Annotated in this window: 17 protein-coding genes; 7 read left to right on the top strand and 10 right to left on the bottom strand. The window is 70.5% G+C overall.

What is annotated here, in order from left to right; genetic code table 11:
- Positions 1 to 2 precede the first annotated feature (2 nt).
- Positions 3 to 530 (top strand): GNAT family N-acetyltransferase, encoded by a 528-nt coding sequence (locus ABD978_RS40055; RefSeq protein WP_425550819.1) that lies wholly within the window; start codon positions 3 to 5, stop codon positions 528 to 530.
- A 399-nt stretch (positions 531 to 929) separates the two neighbouring features.
- On the top strand, positions 930 to 1,367 hold the full coding sequence (locus tag ABD978_RS40050) for a hypothetical protein (protein ID WP_345366281.1): 438 nt from the start codon (positions 930 to 932) through the stop codon (positions 1,365 to 1,367).
- Positions 1,368 to 1,767: 400 nt separating this feature from the next.
- Here ABD978_RS40050 and trxB read toward each other — a convergent pair whose 3' ends face one another.
- The 8 genes from trxB to ABD978_RS40010 all read right to left on the bottom strand — a co-directional run bounded on the left by trxB (position 1,768) and on the right by ABD978_RS40010 (position 11,258).
- On the bottom strand, positions 1,768 to 2,748 hold the full coding sequence (gene trxB, locus ABD978_RS40045) for a thioredoxin-disulfide reductase (protein ID WP_345366279.1): 981 nt from the start codon (positions 2,746 to 2,748) through the stop codon (positions 1,768 to 1,770).
- 200 nt (positions 2,749 to 2,948) lie between these two features.
- Entirely contained in the window at positions 2,949 to 3,707 is a 759-nt protein-coding gene (locus ABD978_RS40040) for an anti-sigma factor (RefSeq protein ID WP_345366277.1), read from the bottom strand.
- Positions 3,704 to 4,333, bottom strand: coding sequence for an RNA polymerase sigma factor SigM (gene sigM / locus ABD978_RS40035; protein WP_345366275.1), 630 nt, complete (start codon positions 4,331 to 4,333; stop codon positions 3,704 to 3,706). The genes ABD978_RS40040 and sigM overlap by 4 nt, the downstream gene beginning before the upstream one ends.
- Before the next feature lie 276 nt (positions 4,334 to 4,609).
- Entirely contained in the window at positions 4,610 to 6,223 is a 1,614-nt protein-coding gene (locus ABD978_RS40030; RefSeq protein ID WP_345366273.1) for a protein kinase family protein, read from the bottom strand.
- Positions 6,224 to 6,389: 166 nt separating this feature from the next.
- Positions 6,390 to 8,123: a murein biosynthesis integral membrane protein MurJ gene (gene murJ, locus ABD978_RS40025; RefSeq protein WP_345366271.1), complete on the bottom strand. Its 1,734-nt coding sequence runs from the start codon at positions 8,121 to 8,123 to the stop codon at positions 6,390 to 6,392.
- Positions 8,116 to 10,218, bottom strand: coding sequence for a DUF6049 family protein (locus tag ABD978_RS40020; protein WP_345366269.1), 2,103 nt, complete (start codon positions 10,216 to 10,218; stop codon positions 8,116 to 8,118). The genes murJ and ABD978_RS40020 overlap by 8 nt, the downstream gene beginning before the upstream one ends.
- The gene (locus ABD978_RS40015; RefSeq protein ID WP_345366267.1) at positions 10,215 to 10,691 is read right to left on the bottom strand and encodes an NUDIX domain-containing protein; all 477 of its coding nucleotides are present in this window, start codon (positions 10,689 to 10,691) and stop codon (positions 10,215 to 10,217) included. The genes ABD978_RS40020 and ABD978_RS40015 overlap by 4 nt, the downstream gene beginning before the upstream one ends.
- A 45-nt stretch (positions 10,692 to 10,736) precedes the next feature.
- Positions 10,737 to 11,258 (bottom strand): aminoacyl-tRNA deacylase, encoded by a 522-nt coding sequence (locus ABD978_RS40010; RefSeq protein WP_345366265.1) that lies wholly within the window; start codon positions 11,256 to 11,258, stop codon positions 10,737 to 10,739.
- Between the two features lie 113 nt (positions 11,259 to 11,371).
- Between ABD978_RS40010 and ABD978_RS40005 the strand changes: the two genes are divergently transcribed.
- The 5 genes from ABD978_RS40005 (at position 11,372) to ABD978_RS39985 (ending at position 16,195) form a co-directional block, all read left to right on the top strand.
- Positions 11,372 to 12,802, top strand: a complete 1,431-nt coding sequence (locus ABD978_RS40005; RefSeq protein ID WP_425550818.1) for a CCA tRNA nucleotidyltransferase — start codon at positions 11,372 to 11,374, stop codon at positions 12,800 to 12,802.
- A 42-nt stretch (positions 12,803 to 12,844) separates the two neighbouring features.
- Positions 12,845 to 14,131, top strand: a complete 1,287-nt coding sequence (locus ABD978_RS40000; protein ID WP_345366263.1) for an adenosylmethionine--8-amino-7-oxononanoate transaminase — start codon at positions 12,845 to 12,847, stop codon at positions 14,129 to 14,131.
- 100 nt (positions 14,132 to 14,231) lie between these two features.
- Positions 14,232 to 14,432 (top strand): hypothetical protein, encoded by a 201-nt coding sequence (locus ABD978_RS39995; protein ID WP_345366261.1) that lies wholly within the window; start codon positions 14,232 to 14,234, stop codon positions 14,430 to 14,432.
- A gap of 93 nt (positions 14,433 to 14,525) precedes the next feature.
- Positions 14,526 to 15,044 carry a SigE family RNA polymerase sigma factor gene (locus ABD978_RS39990; RefSeq protein ID WP_345366259.1) on the top strand — a complete coding sequence of 173 codons (519 nt, stop codon included), beginning with the start codon at positions 14,526 to 14,528 and terminating at the stop codon, positions 15,042 to 15,044.
- Positions 15,041 to 16,195 carry a hypothetical protein gene (locus ABD978_RS39985; RefSeq protein WP_345366257.1) on the top strand — a complete coding sequence of 385 codons (1,155 nt, stop codon included), beginning with the start codon at positions 15,041 to 15,043 and terminating at the stop codon, positions 16,193 to 16,195. The genes ABD978_RS39990 and ABD978_RS39985 overlap by 4 nt, the downstream gene beginning before the upstream one ends.
- A 56-nt stretch (positions 16,196 to 16,251) precedes the next feature.
- Here ABD978_RS39985 and ABD978_RS39980 read toward each other — a convergent pair whose 3' ends face one another.
- Together ABD978_RS39980 and ABD978_RS39975 are read right to left on the bottom strand one after the other, a co-directional pair.
- The gene (locus tag ABD978_RS39980; protein ID WP_345366255.1) at positions 16,252 to 17,559 is read right to left on the bottom strand and encodes an MFS transporter; all 1,308 of its coding nucleotides are present in this window, start codon (positions 17,557 to 17,559) and stop codon (positions 16,252 to 16,254) included.
- A 73-nt stretch (positions 17,560 to 17,632) separates the two neighbouring features.
- Entirely contained in the window at positions 17,633 to 18,592 is a 960-nt protein-coding gene (locus tag ABD978_RS39975) for an ABC transporter permease (protein WP_345366253.1), read from the bottom strand.
- Positions 18,593 to 18,596 lie beyond the last annotated feature (4 nt).

Raw genomic sequence — 18,596 nt, 5'->3', positions numbered from 1 at the left:
CGGTGAGCAAACAGCGAGCCGAGGACTGCGGTAACACGGAGCTGGAGAAGGAGGCGTGGATCTCCGCCACGCTCCTCGAATGGGGGAGCTGCGGCAAGATCGTGTACGTCGACGGAGTGCCCGCGGGCTACGTCCTGTTCGCGCCGCCGCTGTACGTGCCGCGTTCCGTCGCCTTCCCGACGAGCCCCGCGAGCGCGGACGCCGCTCTCCTGATGACCGCGTACATCCTGCCCGAGTTCCAGGGCGGCGGGCTCGGGCGGATGCTCGTCCAGGGGATGGCCAAGGACCTGACCCGGCGGGGTATTCGGGCGATCGAGGCGTTCGGCGATCTCAAGTGGGAGAAGCCCGGCTGCGTCCTGCCGGCCGAGTACATGCTGGCGGTCGGTTTCAAGACCGTGCGGCCGCACCACCGGTTCCCGCGCCTGCGGCTCGAGCTCAAGTCCGCCATTTCCTGGCGGGAGGACGTCGAGGTCGCCCTAGAACGGCTCCTCGGCTCCATGTCCCCGGAAGGCGCCCTCCGACCCGTCTGACGGCGTCTCAGGCCCGCCACCCGCTCCTGACGGCGAGGCGAGGGCGGCCCCGCCGAGCGCTGCGCGGGGCCGGCCGATCGACGAGCGCGCTGCAGCAGCCGCCGCCCGGTGCCCACGCCCACATCCGACATCCAGTGCTCGCCGCCTAGCGCCGGCGTGGCCGAGGTGGATACGCCGAGCGCCGTGTGGCGACCGTCCGCCGTCGGCAGCCAGGCCGCCCACCTATACAGGCGGTCCTCGCCGGACTGCGCGACGGCCTGGCCGCAGCCATCGGTCATGCCGAGGTACGCCCGCGGGGACGGACTCGGTCGACCGGGAGCTCGCGCGCGGCCGGCCGCCGGCGAGTCGATGACCTAGTGCGGTGACCACATACCTTCACCGGCTGTTTAGTCTCTTGGCGTGGCAACGCAGGATTTGGAGTCCATCGTCGGCGGTCTGCTCGCCCTTCCTTTTCCGCCGAACGAGACGCAACAAGGAGACGGTGCCAGCGGACCGGGCTACCACGTGCGCGTCCTACGGGCCAGCCAGGGCTTTTGGGAGGACCGTAGTGAAGAGACCGTTGAAGCGGCCGAGAAAGAGATCGACGCCGCTTTCCAGGCGCTGGTAGCGGCGCTGACGGCGCGCTGGGGCGGACCCGAGGCGATCGATCTGGAGCCCTACCTGTGGAGTGAGGACCCGGTTCCGGAACCGATCAGCTCGTTGTGTCAGCTCAGCGGCGAGATGCTCGTCTGGCGACAGCCGGACGCCACCCGGTGGGTCGCGGTCACCGTCGGGCAAGGCGATCCGGAATTTCCCATCGAGTTGCTGGCGGCGGTCGGTGAGGCGTCCATCCCATAGCGCGGTGACCAGAACCGTCCACCGTGGTGTGAACACGCCGCCTTGGGGCGTGGGCGGCCGACGCCGACGCCGACGCCGACGCCATGATGATCATCGAAATGCGGATGAGACGGCGGTGCGCAAGGCGACACGCCGCCCGATTGCAGATCAACTCGCCCGGCAGCGGCCCATGGAGCAGATCGGAGAGCCTGCCCAGCGCCAGATGGGCATAATGGGGCCTGAGAGGGCGCTGAGGCGATCAACCCCCCGGATCGGCCCCATCACACCAGGACGGCGGCGATCGCCCGCCAGCGGGGCTGTGGCGAGTTTCCGCAGGCTAGGGGCATGAAATGGCGGTGGCCCCGTGCTTTCGCACGGGGCCACCGCCGTCCAGGCCGCGGGAGGCCGGGAAAATCCGGGATCAGGCGCCGATTTTGGGAACGGAGGAGAAATCCTGCGGCGTCAGCTCCGCGAGTCCCTCGTCCTGCAGCCAGCGCTCCGCGTCGATGGCCGCCGCGGCACCGGTGCCGGCCGCGGTGATCGCCTGGCGGTAGCGGTGGTCGACGACGTCACCGGCTCCGAAGACGCCGGGGATGTTCGTGTGGGTCGTCGGCGCCGCGACGCGGAGGTACTCCTCCTCGTCCAGCTCGAGCTGGTCGGCGAACAGCTCCGTGCGCGGCTCGTGGCCGATCGCGATGAACAGTCCGGACAGCTCGAGGGTGCGCTCCTCGCCGGTGTCCACGTCGCGAAGCTTCACGCCGGTCAGCTTCTCGTCGCCGAGGATCTCGGCGACCTCGCTGTTCCACGCGAACTTGATCTTCTCGTTCGCGAACGCGCGGTCCTGCATGATCCGGCTGGCCCGGAGCTTGTCACGCCGGTGGATGATGGTGACCGACCGGGCGAACCGGGTGAGGAAGATCGCCTCTTCCATGGCGGAGTCGCCGCCGCCGACCACCGCGATGTCCTTGTCGCGGAAGAAGAAGCCGTCGCAGGTGGCGCACCAGGAGACGCCACGGCCCGAGAGCTGCTTCTCCTTCGGCAGGCCGAGCTCGCGGTACTTGGACCCGGTGGCGATCACGACCGCCTTGGCCAGGTGGGTCTCGTCGCCGACCTTGACGACCTTGGGCGTGGCCTTCAGGTCGACCTCGGTCACGTCGTCGGCGACCAGCTCGGCGCCGAAGCGCTCCGCCTGCTTGCGCAGGTTGTCCATCAGGTCAGGGCCGACGATGCCGTCGGGGAAGCCCGGGAAGTTCTCCACGTCGGTGGTGTTCATCAGCGCGCCACCGGCGGTCACCGAGCCTTCGAAGACCAGTGGTCTGAGGTCCCCTCGGGCCGCGTAGATCGCTGCGGAGTACCCCGCCGGCCCCGAACCGATGATGATCACGTTCCGGACGTCGCTCACCACAGTGCCTCTCTCTGATCGCGTCCGCGAAGCCGGGCCCGGTCCCGTTCGTCCGGTCGCCTCCGCTCGCAGTGGCCTAAACCGATCCTAGGGCGCGGAGATTCCCGCTCATGCACACGCGCAGGTCATCCCGCGCGTACACGTCGCAGGCCGCACCGCCCGGCGAGCACGAGGGCGATGCGGCCTGCGACGCGCCAGGATCAGCGGGTGATCTGCCGGTGCGCGATCAGGTCCGGGTCATCGGCGGAGCACTTCGCTCCGACGATCCAGACGTCGGCATGCCCGGCATCGGCACCCGGCAGCGCGATCACCGTCGCCGGACGGCCCTCGTAGGTGGCCGAGTCGACGAGCAGCGGGGCCTTCCCGCCGCTCACCCGGCCGACGCAGTCCGCCAACGACCCGGGGGTCACCGCGTTCAGCGCGCGGTCGGCGGTCGACGTGGACAGTGCCGAGGCGACCTGCGACTCGAGCTGGGCCGAGGTGTAGCGAGTCCCGCTCCGTACGGCGGTGAACGGAACGGACCGGGCCGGCCGAGGCTGGGCCCGGGCGCCTCCCGTACGCGGACGAGAGGGATCCTCCACCGGTCGCTGGGAGACCGTCGCGCTGTTGGAGTCGCCGTTCTCCAGGACAGTGCGGGCGATGACTCCCCCACCGCCGACGACCACCACCGCGGCCGCCGCCGCGGCGAGGAACTGAAATCGCCGGGCGTGCCGATGCACCGGCACGTGGGACGCCGCCTCGGCGGCGATCGCCGCGTCGAGGCGCTCGACCAGGTGTGCGGGCATCGGCGGGGTGGGTGCCTCCGCGAGAACGCGGGACACGTCCGCGACCTCAGTGGCCCGATCACGACATTCGGCGCACTCGGTCAGGTGTTGTTCTGCGGATGTGGCCGTGGCATCGTCGAGAATCCCCTCGGCGAGGTCGGCCAGCGCTTCGTAGTCAAGGTGTGCGGCAGTCACGCGGATGTGCCACCTCCTTCCTCCGCAGATTCGACGCCCGAGCCGCGTCCCTGGTTCCGTAGGTGCCCGAGAAGCGGTGCGAGACGGGCGCGGCCGCGTGCGCACCGGCTCTTGATGGTGCCCGGCGGGACCTCCAGGACCCTGGCGGCCTCGTCGACGGCGTACCCCATCATGTCGACCAGTACGAGCGCCGCCCGCTGTTCGAAGGGTATGCGCTGCAGCGCCTCGTTCACGTCGAGCGACAGCTCGTGGGTGGAGGTGGGGTCGGAGTTCTTCGGCGCGACGGAGTCGAGCGTGGCGTCGTCGCCCATCGGCACGACCGGCCGGATGGAGCGCCGGCGTATCCGGTCGAGGCAGGCGTTGACGACGATGCGGTGCAGCCAGGTCGTGACGGCCGCGTCACCGCGGAACCGGCCGGCCGCGCGGTACGCCGACAGGAAGGCGTCCTGGAGGGCGTCAGCAGCCTCCTCGTGGTCGCCGAGCGTGCGAAGCGCGACCGCCCACATGCGGTCGCGGTGCCGCTGTACGAGCTCGGAGAACGCGTACGGGTCGCCATTCGCGTGCCGCGACAGCAGCTCTTTGTCCGGAACGGCCTCGATCGAATGTCCCCCGCGTATGACCGCCATTTTCGTCAGCCCGCTCCGTAACCGGCGACCCCGCCGATGGTGTACCGCCTCGCCCAGCGTGTTCCCCCTGAGCCCCCCTTGCTTTCCCGGCGCCGTTTCCGGCGCACCGGGGATTGCATGGTGCAGGGGGGCATCAACACGCTCACGATGGTAGCCGTACCGGTACCGTCACGCCCCCTGTGACCGGATCACCCCGATCCGTTCTGAGGTACTCCGATCGGAGCCGTGACGCGACGGCTGTTCGTGTTTCGGAAGCGTAATCACCGCCGGGGCGGCTCAGCCCGCTCCGTACACGGTGACGTCTTTCACCTTGATTTGGAACATGCCGGCACGGGGCAGCTTGGTGAACCACAAGATGACGTACTGGCCTTTGGCCTGCTTCCCCTTCAGGGTGAAGGTCCCGACCGCGTCACCGGTGTCCTGCGTGCTGGAGCCCGAGGCCTTGGCGGAGTCCCCGACGTGGAGTTCGACTCGGCCGGGAGATCCGTCCGGCATGCTCACGGTGACCTTGTCGACCGTCACGGTCTTGCCCATGTCGAGGACGAGGCCGATGCCTGAACGCTGCCCGCCGAAGTCGGCGCCGTAGTAGTGCTGCGTGGACCAGTAACTCGACTTGCTCTTGTCGGTGGCCTTGTCGAGATCCCTGGGCGCGGTCGTGTCCTCGTGCGGGGGATCGTTGTCCAGGAGGACATGATCCACCTTGAGCTCGCTCACCTTCGGCGACGGGGGCTGTACCGGGCTGGTCTGTGTCCCGCCCTTGGCGTTCTTGTCGCCGTTGCCGTCGCTCATCTGGGAGAGGGCCCAGCCGCCGACGGCGACCACGATGAGCACGACCACGACGACGACGGCCACGAGAGGCTTGTTGAACGAGCCGCCCTGGCCGCCCCCGGCCCGGTGACCGCCGGTCGTGTGCTGCGGCGGCTGCGGCCGCTGTGGTGGCTGCGGAGGGCGCATCCGGGCGCTGTCCGGCACGGTCTGCACCGGCGGGATCGGCTGGGCCGCCGTGGCGGACATCTTCGCCGTACCGTCCGGGTTGCTGTCGGGCCGTGACACGACCGACGGCGGCGTCGAGCCGACGAGCGGCACGAACGGCAGCGGGGACCGGGGGACCTTGGCGAGGGCGTCGGCGAAGGCCGCGGGGGAGTCGAACCGCTCCGGAGCGCCGTGGACGGCCAGGCCCAACGCCCGGCCGACGACCGCGTCGAGGTTGTGCGGGATGCCCGCGCGGACCTGGCTCGGCAGCAGCGGTCGTCCGTCCGGACCGGTCGGCGCGGGCGGCAGGACGGTGCCCTCGCCGCCGGGCCAGTGACCGGTGAGCGCGGCGTACAGCATGGCGCCGAGCCCCTGCACGTCGTCCAGTGCCGGCGTGTCGGACTCCGCCCCGGACAGGACGGCCTCGACGCCCAGTCCGGTGATCTTGACGGTGCCGCCGCTGGTCCAGACGAGATTGTGCGGGGTGAGGCAGAGGTGGGCCAGGCCCGCGGCGTGCGCGGAGGTCAGCGCCTCGGCGGCCTCGAGCAGGAAGGCGGCGGCCCGGTCGGACTCCATGGGCCCCTGGGCGAGGAGGTCCTCGAGGGTCTCGCCGGTGACCCACTCGCTGACGACGTACGCCCGCTCGCCGCTGTCATCGGCGTCGAAGACCTGGGTGAGGCGCGGGTCGGTGAGACGGCTCGCGGCGCGGGCCGCGGTCACCACGTCGTTCACCCGAGGGAAGCCGGGCGCGAAGGTGAGCACGGCGACCGAACGGGCGAGGATCTCGTCCGTCGCCTTCCAGAATGTGGAACCGCCCGCTTCGCTGACACGGTCGTCCAGGCGGTACCGACCGGCGAGGCGGGTTCCGGGTTCGATGACGGACGTGCTCAACGCGGCGTCCGGCGTAGGTGGTCGCATCCCATCATCAGTGCCGTGGCTCCCTTACGCCTTCGACCCTCCCTCGCTCCCTTATGGACGGAGGAAGACTTCATCACAATCCCGCCCGATGGTAGGACGCTCGAGGAGCGTCGATGGATTACTACCCGGCGCGAGTCGCGCTCTCCCACCTTACGGGCAGCGCCTCCTAACTCGCCCCACGACCGGGCAATCTGGCCATCATGGTTCGTTGCAGCGATTCCATCTCGGGGATCCGCAGAAGCCGCGCGACCAGGAAGTACAGCACCATTGCCCCGCCTCCGCCGATCACGAGAACGCCCAGCGACGACAGAACGTTGTAGTAGAAGAACTTGAAACTGACCAGGTGCACGGCGAGCGCGAACAACAGCGCCGGGACCGTCGCGACCGCGATCTTCACATGCGACGTGACGATGTGCCGGGCGCCGAGGCCGTTCAGCCGACGGCGCAGGATGAACGCCGCCACGAAGCAGCCGAACGTCCAGGACACGCCCAGGGCGATCGAGATGCCCATCACGATCTTGTCCGTGGGCAGCGTGTGGTAGCCGATCAGTCCGAGGGTGATGCTGATCGCCACGTTGAAGACGGCCATGAAGGCAGGCGTGCGGGTGTCGGCGAGCGCGTAGAAGACCCGCAGCAGCAGCTGGTAGATCGCGAACGGCACCAGCGCGAACGTGAACGCCTGCAGCACGTTGCCGATCATCAGCGCGTCGGAGATCTTCGTGGAGCCGTGCGCGAAGAACAGCGTGGTCATCTCCGGCGCCAGCGCGAACAGCAGCGCGGCGGACGGCACGATCACCACCGACGACAGGTTCAGCGCGGAGGACATGTCCTCTCGGACCAGGTCGTACCGTCGCTCGGAGGCGTGCCGGCTCATCTGCGGCAGCAGCGCCGTGACCACCGAGACGCCGACGATCGCGTACGGGAGCTGGAACAGCAGGTACGCGTTGCTCCACGGCGTGAGCCCGACGCCGTACGTGATGCCTTCGCGGGCGCCCTTGTCACCGGCGCCGTTGGCGATGTTCGTGTTGACGACGAAGCCGACCTGCTGGATCGCGACGTACAGCAGCGTCCACAGCGCCATGCCGCCGACCGGCGCGAGCTCCTCGCGGCGGAAGTCGAACCGCGGCCGGTACCGGAAGCCGACCTTCCGCAGGGACGGCCACATGGCGATCGTCTGGATCACGATGCCGAGCGTGGTGCCGCCCGCCAGCAGCAGGATCTCGGTGTGCGTGATGTTCGCCGGGCCGACGCCCCGGCCGGCGACGAAGAGGAACGCGACGCCGATCACGATCACGACGACGTTGTTGAGGACCGGCGTCCACATCGGCGCGGCGAAGCTGCCCCGGGCGTTGAGCGACGCGCCGGCCAGTGCGCCGACGCCGTAGAAGAAGATCTGCGGCAGGAAGAACAGCGCGAAGAGGACGGCCAGGTCGTGCTTCTGCTTGTCGTACGAGCCGGCGTACAGGTCGACGAGCAGCGGCGCGCAGACCATCGCGATCGCCGTCAGCGCCAGCAGCGCGCCGAGGACGAGGGTCAGCAGGCGCGCTTCGTACTCCTCGCCGTACTTACGGTCCTTCTCCAGCGCGCGCACCAGCATCGGGACGTGCACTGCGGTGAGCACGCCGCCGAGGAGCAGGTCGTAGATGACATTGGGGAAGGTGTTCGCGGTGTTGTAGACGTCACCGAGCGCATGGGTGCCCAGCGCGATGACGAGCACGGCCGTGCGGATGAAGCCGGTGAGCCGGGACGCGATCGTGCCCAGGGCCATGACGGCGCTGGACTTGAGCAGTCCGCTGACTCCGCCGCGGCGGCCGGGCTCCTCGGCGGGCTCCTCGGGAGAGATCGCCGGAAGATCGACCCGCGTCACCGCGGCCTCGGGACCTGGTTGTGCCTCAGCCACCCGTCGTGTCCTCCGCTTCGTCACCTCGGCGCCGTATCACGCGATATCCGACGCCGACGCAGACTACGGCAAGCGAGATACCGGTGATGAGCAGCGCGGTTCGCCCGTACGCGGTCGCGCGGACAGTCAGCACCCTGGTCGTCGTGAACGGCTTATCGTCCGGGCCGAGCAGGTCCAGGTAGACGTAGGCGGGGCCGTTGGCCGCCGCCTTCATGTAGAGGTTGACCGTCTCCTTGTGGCCGGCCTCGAGCGTGATCTCGCTCTGTTTCTCCCCCGGGCCTTCGACGTGGAGCCGCGTGTCGTTCTGCGAGACGGCGCGCAGTTTGATCTTCACGGTGCCGTGCTCGAGCCCGTTGGAGACCGTGATCGGCACCTGCCCGGACTTGCCTGCCAGGTCGAAGTGGTCGTTGAGCACCTTGATCTTGTCCTGGGCGGCGCGGAGCCGGCTCTCCAGCGTCTGCCGCAGCCGCAGTCCACTCCGGGTCTGGTCGGCCCACGCCGACGATTCGGCCCGCGCGACGCCGAGGGTGAACCCGCTCGCCGGGGGCTGGAAGACCGTGGTGAACCGCCATGCCTCCAGGCTGAGGTCCTTCACCGGCTTCAGGTAGCGCTTCGACAGGCCGTTCTGGCTCTTCGGCGGTACGAAGGTGCGCGGCTCCGACTTCCGCTGCTTCGCGACGGCGCCCAGTGGGGCCATGCGCATCCACGGTGCGTGCGCGGAGAACTTCAGCAGGTCCTTGGCGAAGGTCGCGCCCGGGCTCCAGCGGCGTGGCGGCACGATGACCACGGTCCGCGGGTTGGCGGGCAGCTCACTGGTGATCATGGCCGTCTCGGCGAGGAACCGCTGCTCGGCGAGCAGTGCTCCCCCCGGCTCGTCGGTCTCCGCGGCGAGGACCTTGCTGATCGTGTCGTCGTACGCGATGAGCCGGACGTTCTTGCCGTTGATCTTCTTCGTGGTCTGGGGATTCGCGGTGTAGCTCTGCGCCTGCAGGTTGGGCAGGACGGTGCTGTTCAGCAGGATGGTGCCGGCCCCGGCCTTGACGAGATCGTTCAGGGTCCGCTGGTCGGCGGCGCCGTCCGGTGGCACCGCCACCGTCGTGTTCTCCAGGGGCATGTTCGCCCGGCCGAGAGCGGACGGCACCGCGTCGACGGCCGTCTTGACGTGCTGTCCCAGACCGGCGCGCGACAGCGCCATGACGTCCGGGTCGGCGTACGGCGTGGCGATGACGTTCTTGCCGGCGAGGGAGTTGCGCAGGGTCTGCAGCCAGGCTTGCGCGGTGGCGCTCTTCGGCTTGTGGGCGTCCTTGAGGCTGTAGCCGTCCTTGTTCGCCAACTGGGCGACGTCGTCCACCAGCGCGGGGTCGACGAGCCAGCTGACCGCCTTGTACGAGGGCGAGGCCGCCGCCGTCACCAGGTCGTTCAGCCGCCCCCCGGCGCCCAGCGCGCGTTCCAGCCGGTCGTCCACGAACGTCGAGTCGTCGGCGCGGTGCGGCTGGTCGATCACCGGCCAGACCCACGAGACCCGAGTCTTCGCGCCGAATGTGTACTTCGGGAAGTAGGTGATGAGCGTGCGCTGGCGGCCGACGACCTGGTTGACGGAGTTCACCGCCTCGACGGCGATCGGGTAGACGCCGAACCCGGGCAGGTGCATCCGGCTGACGGGCAGTGCGAGCGCCCACGGCTGATGGCCGCCCGGCTGCGCGGCCGCCGACACGACCTGTGCCTTGCCGAGCAGGGACGGGTCGGCGGTCTTCCCGTCGGCGTACGCCTGCAGCGCTCCGCGGCTGCCCACCCTCTGCGTGGAGTAGACGAGGCGGAGGGTGAGCCGCTGGTAGGCGTTGTCGGACTGGTTCTGCACCTGGCCCTTCAGCCTCAGGGTCTCAGAGGACTGCTGCAGGTAGCTCGGGGTCACCGAGTCGAGGACGACGTTGACGGGCAGCTTGCCGGCGGGCTGCCGGGCGCGGGAGGCGCGTTCGGGGGCCGCGGCGTGGCCGGTGTGCGTGGTGCGGGTCCCGGGGTGCGGAGGCGGGGTGGCGGCGAACGCCGGTGCTCCGGTCAGCACCAGCGGGATGACGAAGGCGAGGAGCCGCTTCATGCGGTGCCCGCGAGCAGCTCGGGCACCTTGGCGACGAGCGCCTGTTCGTCGGCGTAGGCGAGACGGCCGGCGACCTCGTCGAGCGGTACCCAGGCGACCTCGGCGACCTCCGCGTCACCGTCCGAGAGGGCGCCTCCGACGGCGATCAGCAGATGATGGTGCACGGTCTTGTGCACCCGTCTCCGGTCGACGGAGAACCAATAGTCGACGCTGCCGAGCGGGGCGATGATCCGGCCGCGGATGCCGGTCTCCTCCTCGACCTCTCGCACGGCCGCCTCCTCGATCGTCTCGTCGGCCTCGAGGTGCCCCTTCGGCAGCGACCACAGGAGCCTGCCGTCGCGGTCGTACCTGGCGATCAACGCGGCTCGTGGGGTGTCTGCCGTGTCGACGACCAGGCCGCCCGCCGACGTCTCCTCGCGGTGACGGCCCGGCGGGCCGGCGGGCCGACGACTCGGTCTGCGCGGGCGGGACACGGCCGCAATCGTAGTAGCCGCGCGTACGTCCTCGGTCAATGATCGCTAGGACTCGGGGCCTTCGGGGGCGTGCGTGCAGGGGATCGGCGTGGGTTTCGCGTCACAGAGTGTGAACAGATCGAGAGTGTGGATCCCCAGGGCCGTCCAGGCCTCTCCCGTGGTGGTGTAGACGACCTCGTCGCCGTGCGCCGCCCGCTGGTCCACCAGCGTGGTGACCTCGGCGGGCAGGAGCAGTGGCGCCACGAGTTCTGCCGCGTAGTCGGTGACCTCGTTCACCAGGTCGACCGGTGCCGGCCGTACCTCCGGGACGCCGAGGGCGTCGGCCACGGCGGCCGGCGCGGGCCGGGTCCCCGCCGTCACGATCACCGCGACGAGGGGATGGTGCGCGGTGTACAGGCGACCGGGTTCGTACGGGAGGTAGACCCGTGTGCACAGGCAGCGGGACGGCGGCAGGCCGAGCACCTCGGGAAGATCGTCCGCGGAGCCGATGTGTCTCGGCAGGCGTACGATCTCGTGGGCCATCTGGCGCTCCAGCAGGAGCCGATGGATGGAAAGTGCGTCCTTCATCGTGGTCTCCGTGCCTGTTCGGGAGATTTACCCCGATTTCCGGCTGTTAGCGGATCACCCGCGCGGTGATTCGCGTTTTGCCCGCCACGTGCGAGGACTTAGGCTCGATTGCCGTGCCGAACGACCATGACGTGACCTCCGACCAGCACGCGGCAGTCCGAGACCTGCTGCGGCGCGTGACGCCCCTCGCCGACGACCTCGGCCGGCGCTTCGCGGACGCGGGGCACCAGCTCGCCCTCGTCGGCGGTCCGGTGCGCGACGCCCTGCTCGGCCGTCCGGTCAACGACCTCGACTTCGCCACCGACGCTCATCCCGACCGGGTCCTGGAGATCGTCGAGGGCTGGGCGGACGCCGTCTGGACGATCGGTATCGAGTACGGCACGATCGGCCTGCGCAAGGGCGACCACCAGCTCGAGATCACCACGTACCGCAGCGAGTCCTACGACCCCGACTCGCGCAAGCCGGAGGTGACGTACGGCACCTCCCTCGAGGGCGACCTCGCCCGCCGCGACTTCGCGGCGAACGCCATGGCCGCGCGCCTGCCGGGGCACGAGTTCGTGGACCCCTTCGGTGGCCTGCGGGACCTGAGGCAGAAGGTCATGCGGACTCCCGGACGCCCCGAGGACTCCTTCGGCGACGACCCGCTGCGGATGATGCGCGCCGCGCGGTTCGCCGCGCAGCTCGGCTTCACCGTCGCCCCCGAGACCGTGACCGCGATGAAGGCGATGGCCGACCGCATCGAGATCGTCTCGGCAGAGCGGGTCCGCGACGAGCTGTCCAAGCTGCTGCTCGGCGCCCACCCGCGCGCCGGCCTCACGCTGCTGGTCGACACCGGCCTGGCCGAGCGGGTGCTGCCCGAGCTCCCGAAGCTCCGGCTGGAGATCGACGAGCACCACCGGCACAAGGACGTCTACGAGCATTCCCTGATCGTGCTCGAGCAGGCGATCGCCCAGGAGGAGAACGGCCCGGACCTCGTGCTGCGGCTGGCCGCGCTGCTGCATGACATCGGCAAGCCGAAGACGCGCTCGTTCGTCGACGGCGGCCGCGTGACCTTCCACCATCACGAGGTCGTCGGCGCGGCGATGACCAAGAGTCGGCTCACCGCGCTGCGGTACCCGAAGGACGTCGTCGCCGACGTCTCCCGCCTCGTCGAGCTGCACCTGCGCTTCCACGGCTACGGCACGGGCGAGTGGACCGACTCGGCGGTGCGCCGCTACGTCCGCGACGCCGGGCACCTGCTGCCGCGGCTGCACAAGCTCACCCGCGCCGACTGCACCACCCGCAACCGGCGCAAGGCCGCCGCGCTGGCCCGCACGTACGACCAGCTCGAGGCGCGGATCGCCCGCCTGCAGCAGCAGGAGGAGCTCTCCAAGATCCGGCCCGAACTGGACGGCAACGAGATCCAGCAGATCCTCGGCATCCAGCCCGGCCCGGCCGTCGGCAAGGCGTACAAGTTCCTGCTCGACCTGCGGCTCGACCGCGGTCCGATCGGCAAGGAGGCCGCGGCCGAGGCGCTCCGCGAGTGGGCTCGCGAGCAGGGCTGAGATCCCCGCGCGGAGCCGCTCCGGATGCGATCATTGGGCCGCATGGGCCCTGAGGAACTCCTCGCGTTCGACCGGGAGCACATCTGGCACCCGTACGCCCCCATGCCGGCGACGACGCCGGTGCACCCGGTCGTCGCGGCGCAGGGCGTACGCCTGACCCTCGCCGACGGCCGGGAGCTGGTCGACGGGATGTCGTCGTGGTGGGCGGCGATCCACGGGTACGCCCACCCCGTCCTCGACGCGGCCCTCACCCGGCAGCTCGCCGCGATGGCCCACGTGATGTTCGGCGGCCTCACCCACCCTCCGGCGGTACGCCTCGCGGAGCTGCTGGTCGACTGCACGCCGGAGCCGCTCACGAAGGTGTTCTTCGCCGACTCGGGATCGGTCTCCGTCGAGGTCGCGATCAAGATGGCCCTGCAGTACCAGCGGTCGCGGGGCCGCACGGGCAAGACCCGGCTGTGCACCGTGCGCGGCGGGTACCACGGCGACACCTTCGGCGCGATGGCGGTCTGCGACCCGGTCGGCGGCATGCACCACCTGTTCGCGGACCTGCTGCCCGCCCACGTCTTCGCGCCCATGCCCCCGGCACCGTACGAGACCGCGTACGTGCCGACGTACGCCGCGGAGCTGGAGAGCGTCGTCGCCGCCCACGCCCACGAGCTGGCCGCCATCATCGTCGAACCGGTCGTCCAGGGGGCGGGCGGCATGCGGTTCTACGACCCGGCGTACGTCCGCCTGCTGCGTGAGCTCGCCGACCGGCACGACGTGCTGCTGATCCTCGACGAGATCGCCACCGGGTTCGGCCGGACCGGCACGCTGTTCGCCTGCGAACGGGCCGGGATCAGCCCGGACATCATGTGCGTTGGGAAGGCGCTCACCGGCGGCTACCTGACCATGGCCGCCACCCTGTGCACCGACCGGGTCGCCCGCGGCATCAGCGACGGCGAGGCCGGCGCGCTGATGCACGGCCCGACGTACATGGCCAACCCGCTCGCCTGCGCCGTCGCCATCGCGTCGATCGAACTGCTGCGGCAGCGCGACTGGCGGGCCGAGGTGGCCGGGATCGAGAAGCTGCTCACGGCCGGCCTGCGGCCCGCCTGGGACGTGCCCGGGGTCGTCGACGTCCGGGTGCTCGGCGCGATCGGAGTGATCGAGCTGACCGACCCCGTCGACGTCGGCACCGTCCAGGACGCCGTCATGGCGCAGGGCGTGTGGCTGCGGCCCTTCCGCAACCTGATCTACACGATGCCGCCGTACGTCTGCACCGCCGAGGACATCGAACGGATCACCCGGGCGATGCTCGCGGGAGCGCGAGCGGCGACCCGCTGATCACCGGCCGCGGAGGCCGGAAAGATCATCCGGGTGGCATAGCCGCGGCGGTCCGGAGGCGTCTCCAGGGTGACGCACTTCGGAGGTGACGATGGTTACCGTGACCGCCGCGGCCCCGAGAGGACCGCACCCCGACGCACCGGAAGCCGACCGGCCGCCCGCTCCGCCGGAGGCCGACCGGCCCGGGCTCTTCCGCGGCCTCCTCGGCCTGGTCGCGTCGGCCCTCGGCCGTGAACCGGACCTGCACTCCGGCGACGACGGGCACGCCCTCGACGAGGAGGAGGAACTGGACGCGTTCTGAGCGCCGATCTTCTCGATACCGATTTCGCCCGGCCAGGCATAGCCGCCGCGCCCCGCAGGCGTCTAAGGAGATCGACGCACTTCGGAGGTGACGATGGATGCCGCAGCGGAGCGACATTTCCACGAGTTCGTGGTGGCGCGGTCACCCGCGCTGATGCGCCTCGCCTATCTGCTCACCGGCGGTGACCGGCAGTCGGCCGAGGACCTGCTGCAGGTCGCGCTCGTGAAGACGGCCGCCCGCTGGCGCACGGTCGATGACCCCGACGCCTACGTGCGGCGCGTGATGTACCACCAGCAGGTCAGCTGGTGGCGGCTCCGATGGCGGCGCCGCGAGACGCAGGTGGCGCTCCCGCCGGAGACGGCGCGGGACGACGACACCGCCGCCGTCGACCTGAAACTCAGCGTACGGCGGGCGATGGCGCGGCTCACCGCCCGGCAGCGGGCGGTCCTGGTCCTCCGCTTCTTCGAGGACCTGTCCGAGTCGGAGGTGGCCCGGATCCTCGACTGCGGCGTCGGCACCGTACGCAGCACGACACACCGGTCCCTGGCCCGCCTACGGCAACTCGCCCCCGAACTGGCCACGGTCGAAAGCATGACGGAGGTCCACCAGTGAAGCTCGAGACGCTGATCGGGCGATCCCTGACGGAATGGTCGGCCGATGCCACGGCGCCGGCCGGGCTGGCCGAGCGGGCGCTGCGCCGTCGCACCCGGCGGCGCGTCCGTACGGTCGCGCTGGCCACCGGCGCCGCGGCGCTCGTGGCGGCCGGGGCGGTCACGGCCGGGGTCGAGCGGGGCCCGGCGCCGCGACCCGCGACGCGGCCGGTGGACACCAGCCTGCACGCCGACCCGGCGCATTCCCCGCCCGTACGGTTCGTCGCCGCCGGACGGATCGCGATGTCCGCCTACTACGTGACGCACCGGCCGGGGAACGGCCTCGCGGTCGCGTCGCAGCGCACGTGGTACCTGTACGACCCGGCGTCCGGCGGGTACCGGGAGACGCCATGGGCGTACCTGGCCGTCGCACCGGGCCTGCGGAAGGCGGCCGTGCTCGAAGGCCCGCTGCCGGCCGCGCGGGTCGGCCTGCTGGACACGCGCACGCGGAAGGTGACCCGCTGGATCCCGCTCGGCCGCCGGGCCGGAGGCCTGTCCTGGTCCGCGGACGGGCGGCGGCTCCTCGTGACGACGTATGCCCAGAGTCCGGACCTGCCCACCGGGCCGCGATCCAGCACCCGGACCGGCTTCTATGTCGTCGACGCGAAGACCGGCCATACAGGCTCCTTCCGCCCTCTTCCGCAGGACACGGACAATTTCAACGTCAGGCAGGATCTCGGCTGGAGCCGATCAGGCGCGTTGATCTGGTCGCCGACCGGCACGGTACCCACCAAGACCTTCTACGACCTGCGGGGAAGGCCGCGGGCGGCACCGCCCCACGAGGCGGACAGCGATCAGGATGCCGGGCTGTCGCCGGACGGCCGGTACGTCGCCACCGGGAATCCCGGCTCCGGCCCCGGCCCTCTCACCACCGTGAAGGACGCCGCGAGCGGGCGCACGGTCGGCGTCCAGCCCGTCGAGCAGCTGAGCGCGTGGGCCGATGACGGCCATCTGATCGCGGTGGCCTGCAAGCCGAAGGCATGCATGGGCAAGGGCGAGTTCTACAACCGACTGGTCCTGGTGAGCGTCGACGGCAAGACGATCACGCCGCTCACCGGCTACCGCCACACGGACCGGGGGGATTCCTGGACCCCGGTCTTCACCTCTCGCTGAGGACGGGCGTTGATCCCTGGCGAACGTTGCCGGTAGAGCGCGGTGTTCGCCAAGGATCAAGCACTCGCCGACCCGCTGGCGGAGGTGGCGACCTGCGCGGTGCCTCTCGCGGACAGCCAGTAGATCAGGGCTGAGAGGGCGTAGCCGACGCCGATGAGGGCGAGGACGCCGTAGGACTTGCCGTTGGCGGGCAGGAGGGCGGCGGCGACGGCGAAACCGGCCACGTACATGCCGTTGAAGAGCATGTCGTAGAGGGCGAAGACCCGGCCGCGGAAGGCGTCGGCCACGGTGGTCTGGACGATCGTGTCCACGCAGAGCTTCACGCCCTGCGAGACCAGGCCGAGGACGAAGGAGCCCAGGATGAACGGTCCCGGTGAGAAGGGCGCGGCGAGGACCACCTCGGCCACGGCGGCGAACGCGAGCTGGACCGCGATCCACGCCTCCTTGCGGATCCGCGCGGTGACGAGCGGGGTCGTCACGGCCGCCAGGAAGTAGCCGATCCCGGACACGACGAGGACGACCGCGAAGCCGCCGAGACCGGCCTCCGCGCTGCTCGCGAAGTAGTTGCGGAACAGCAGCACCGTCATGATCGTGGTGATGCCGTACAGGAACCGGTGCGCGCCGATCGCGCCGAGCGCCGCCGCGGCCGGCCGCCGGTCCCATACGTGCCGGGCGCCCTCGACGAGGCCGTGCAGCACCTGTCCGAGCGCCTCACGGGTGTCCGCCCGAAGCTCGCTCCGGTCCGGGCCCAGCCGGTCGCGGCCCATGCGTCTGGCGACCAGCGCGGTGACGACGTAGAGGACGGCGGAGGCGAGGAGGACGGCGGCCGTTCCGGAGTGACCGGCGCCGAACAGGACGCGCAGGACGTACCCCACCCCGGCGCCGGCGAAGGTCATCATCGTTCCGGAGGTGACCGACACGGCGTTGGCGGTGATGAGCTCCGTCGCCCCGACCACGCGGGGCAGTGCCGCCGACAGCGCGGACAGGAAGAATCGGTTCACCGCGAACACGACGAGCGCGGCGAGGAAGAACGGGACGCCGTCCTCGCCGCGCGCCAGCAGCAGCGCGGTCACGGCGACGGCGACGGCCCGGATGAGCGGGGCGTGGACGAGGATCTGCCGGCGCCGCCACCGGTCGATGAAGACCCCGGCGAACGGGCCGAGCACGGAGTACGGCAGCAGCAGTACCGCGGCCGTGGCGGCGGCCTCCACGGCGGTGGCCTGCTGCTCGGGGGAGAACAGGACGTAGCCCGCGAGGCCCACCTGGAAGACGCCGTCGGACAGTGCCGAGACGACGCGTGTCGTGAACAGACGGCGGAAGTCCTGACCCCGGATGACCAGGCGAAGGTCGGCGGTGTAGGACACCGCCCAAGCCTAGAACAGCCGAACGGCCGGCCGCCCCCGGGGGACGACCGGCCGTTCCGACCGCCGAGCTCCGTCAGTCGACGCGCACGCGCGGGTCGAGGAAGGAGTACCCGATGTCGACGATCAGGTTGGCGACGACCACGAACAGTGCCGTCAGCAGCGTCACGCCCAGGATGACCGGGGTGTCCCCCTTGACGATCGAGTTGTAGACGAGCTGGCCGATGCCCTGCAGACCGAACACCTTCTCGGTGACGATCGTCGAGCCGATCAACGCGCCGAGGTCGACGCCGAACTGGGTGATGACGGGCGTCAGCGCCGCCCGCAGCCCGTGGCGGTAGATCACCCGCCGTTCGGACAGGCCCTTGGCCCGCGCGGTCCGGATGTAGTCCTCACCGAGGACGTCCATCATCGAGCCGCGGGTCAGTCGGGTGTACGTCGCCACCAGCATGAACGCCAGCGCGACCCACGGCAGCACCATGCGCTGCAGGAACTGCTGCGGGTCGTCCAGCGGCGAGGTGTACTGGCCCGGCTGGAACAGGTGGATGCCCCAGTCGCCGAACTTCGTGAAGAACAGCAGGAGCGTCAGGAGCGCCATCAGGAACGGCGGGACCGACAGGCCGATCAGCACGAACACGGTGGACGCCCGGTCGAGGAAGCTGCGGGCCCGGGTCGCGCTGAGCACGCCGGTGGTGACGCCGCCGACGAACCAGAGGACCGCCGCGCCGCCGACCAGCCAGAGGGTGGCCGGGAGGCGGTCCGCGATGATCGACGAGACCTTCGCCTGGGTGACGTAGGAGTAGCCCAGGTCACCGGTGAAGGTGTTCTTCAGGAAGTTCCAGTACTGGACCAGGAAGGGCTTGTCGAGCCCCAGGTTGTGCCGGATCAGCGCGACCGTCGCGGCGGACGCCCGCGGACCGGCGATCATCTTCTCCACCGGGGTCGGAGAGATGTGCAGCAGCCCGAAGACGGTGGTGGTGACCAGCCACAGGACGAGGATCCCGAACAGCAGCCGCCGAATGATGAATCGAAGCATCGTC

Origin of the sequence: Actinoallomurus liliacearum, from assembly GCF_039542035.1 — a bacterium.
In the GTDB taxonomy this organism is placed as follows: domain Bacteria; phylum Actinomycetota; class Actinomycetes; order Streptosporangiales; family Streptosporangiaceae; genus Actinoallomurus; species Actinoallomurus liliacearum.
The sequence above is the reverse complement of the archived record's forward strand: the minus strand, read 5'-3'. Positions and strand labels throughout refer to the sequence as shown.

Bases quoted from the DNA above. Each gene is read 5' to 3' on its own strand.
- sigM (WP_345366275.1), bottom strand. From the start codon at position 4,333: ATGGCGGTCATACGCGGGGGACATTCGATCGAGGCCGTTCCGGACAAA.
- ABD978_RS40030 (WP_345366273.1), bottom strand. From the start codon at position 6,223: ATGCGACCACCTACGCCGGACGCCGCGTTGAGCACGTCCGTCATCGAA.
- ABD978_RS40020 (WP_345366269.1), bottom strand. From the start codon at position 10,218: ATGAAGCGGCTCCTCGCCTTCGTCATCCCGCTGGTGCTGACCGGAGCA.
- ABD978_RS40010 (WP_345366265.1), bottom strand. From the start codon at position 11,258: ATGAAGGACGCACTTTCCATCCATCGGCTCCTGCTGGAGCGCCAGATG.
- ABD978_RS40000 (WP_345366263.1), top strand. From the start codon at position 12,845: ATGGGCCCTGAGGAACTCCTCGCGTTCGACCGGGAGCACATCTGGCAC.
- ABD978_RS39990 (WP_345366259.1), top strand. From the start codon at position 14,526: ATGGATGCCGCAGCGGAGCGACATTTCCACGAGTTCGTGGTGGCGCGG.
- ABD978_RS39975 (WP_345366253.1), bottom strand. From the start codon at position 18,592: ATGCTTCGATTCATCATTCGGCGGCTGCTGTTCGGGATCCTCGTCCTG.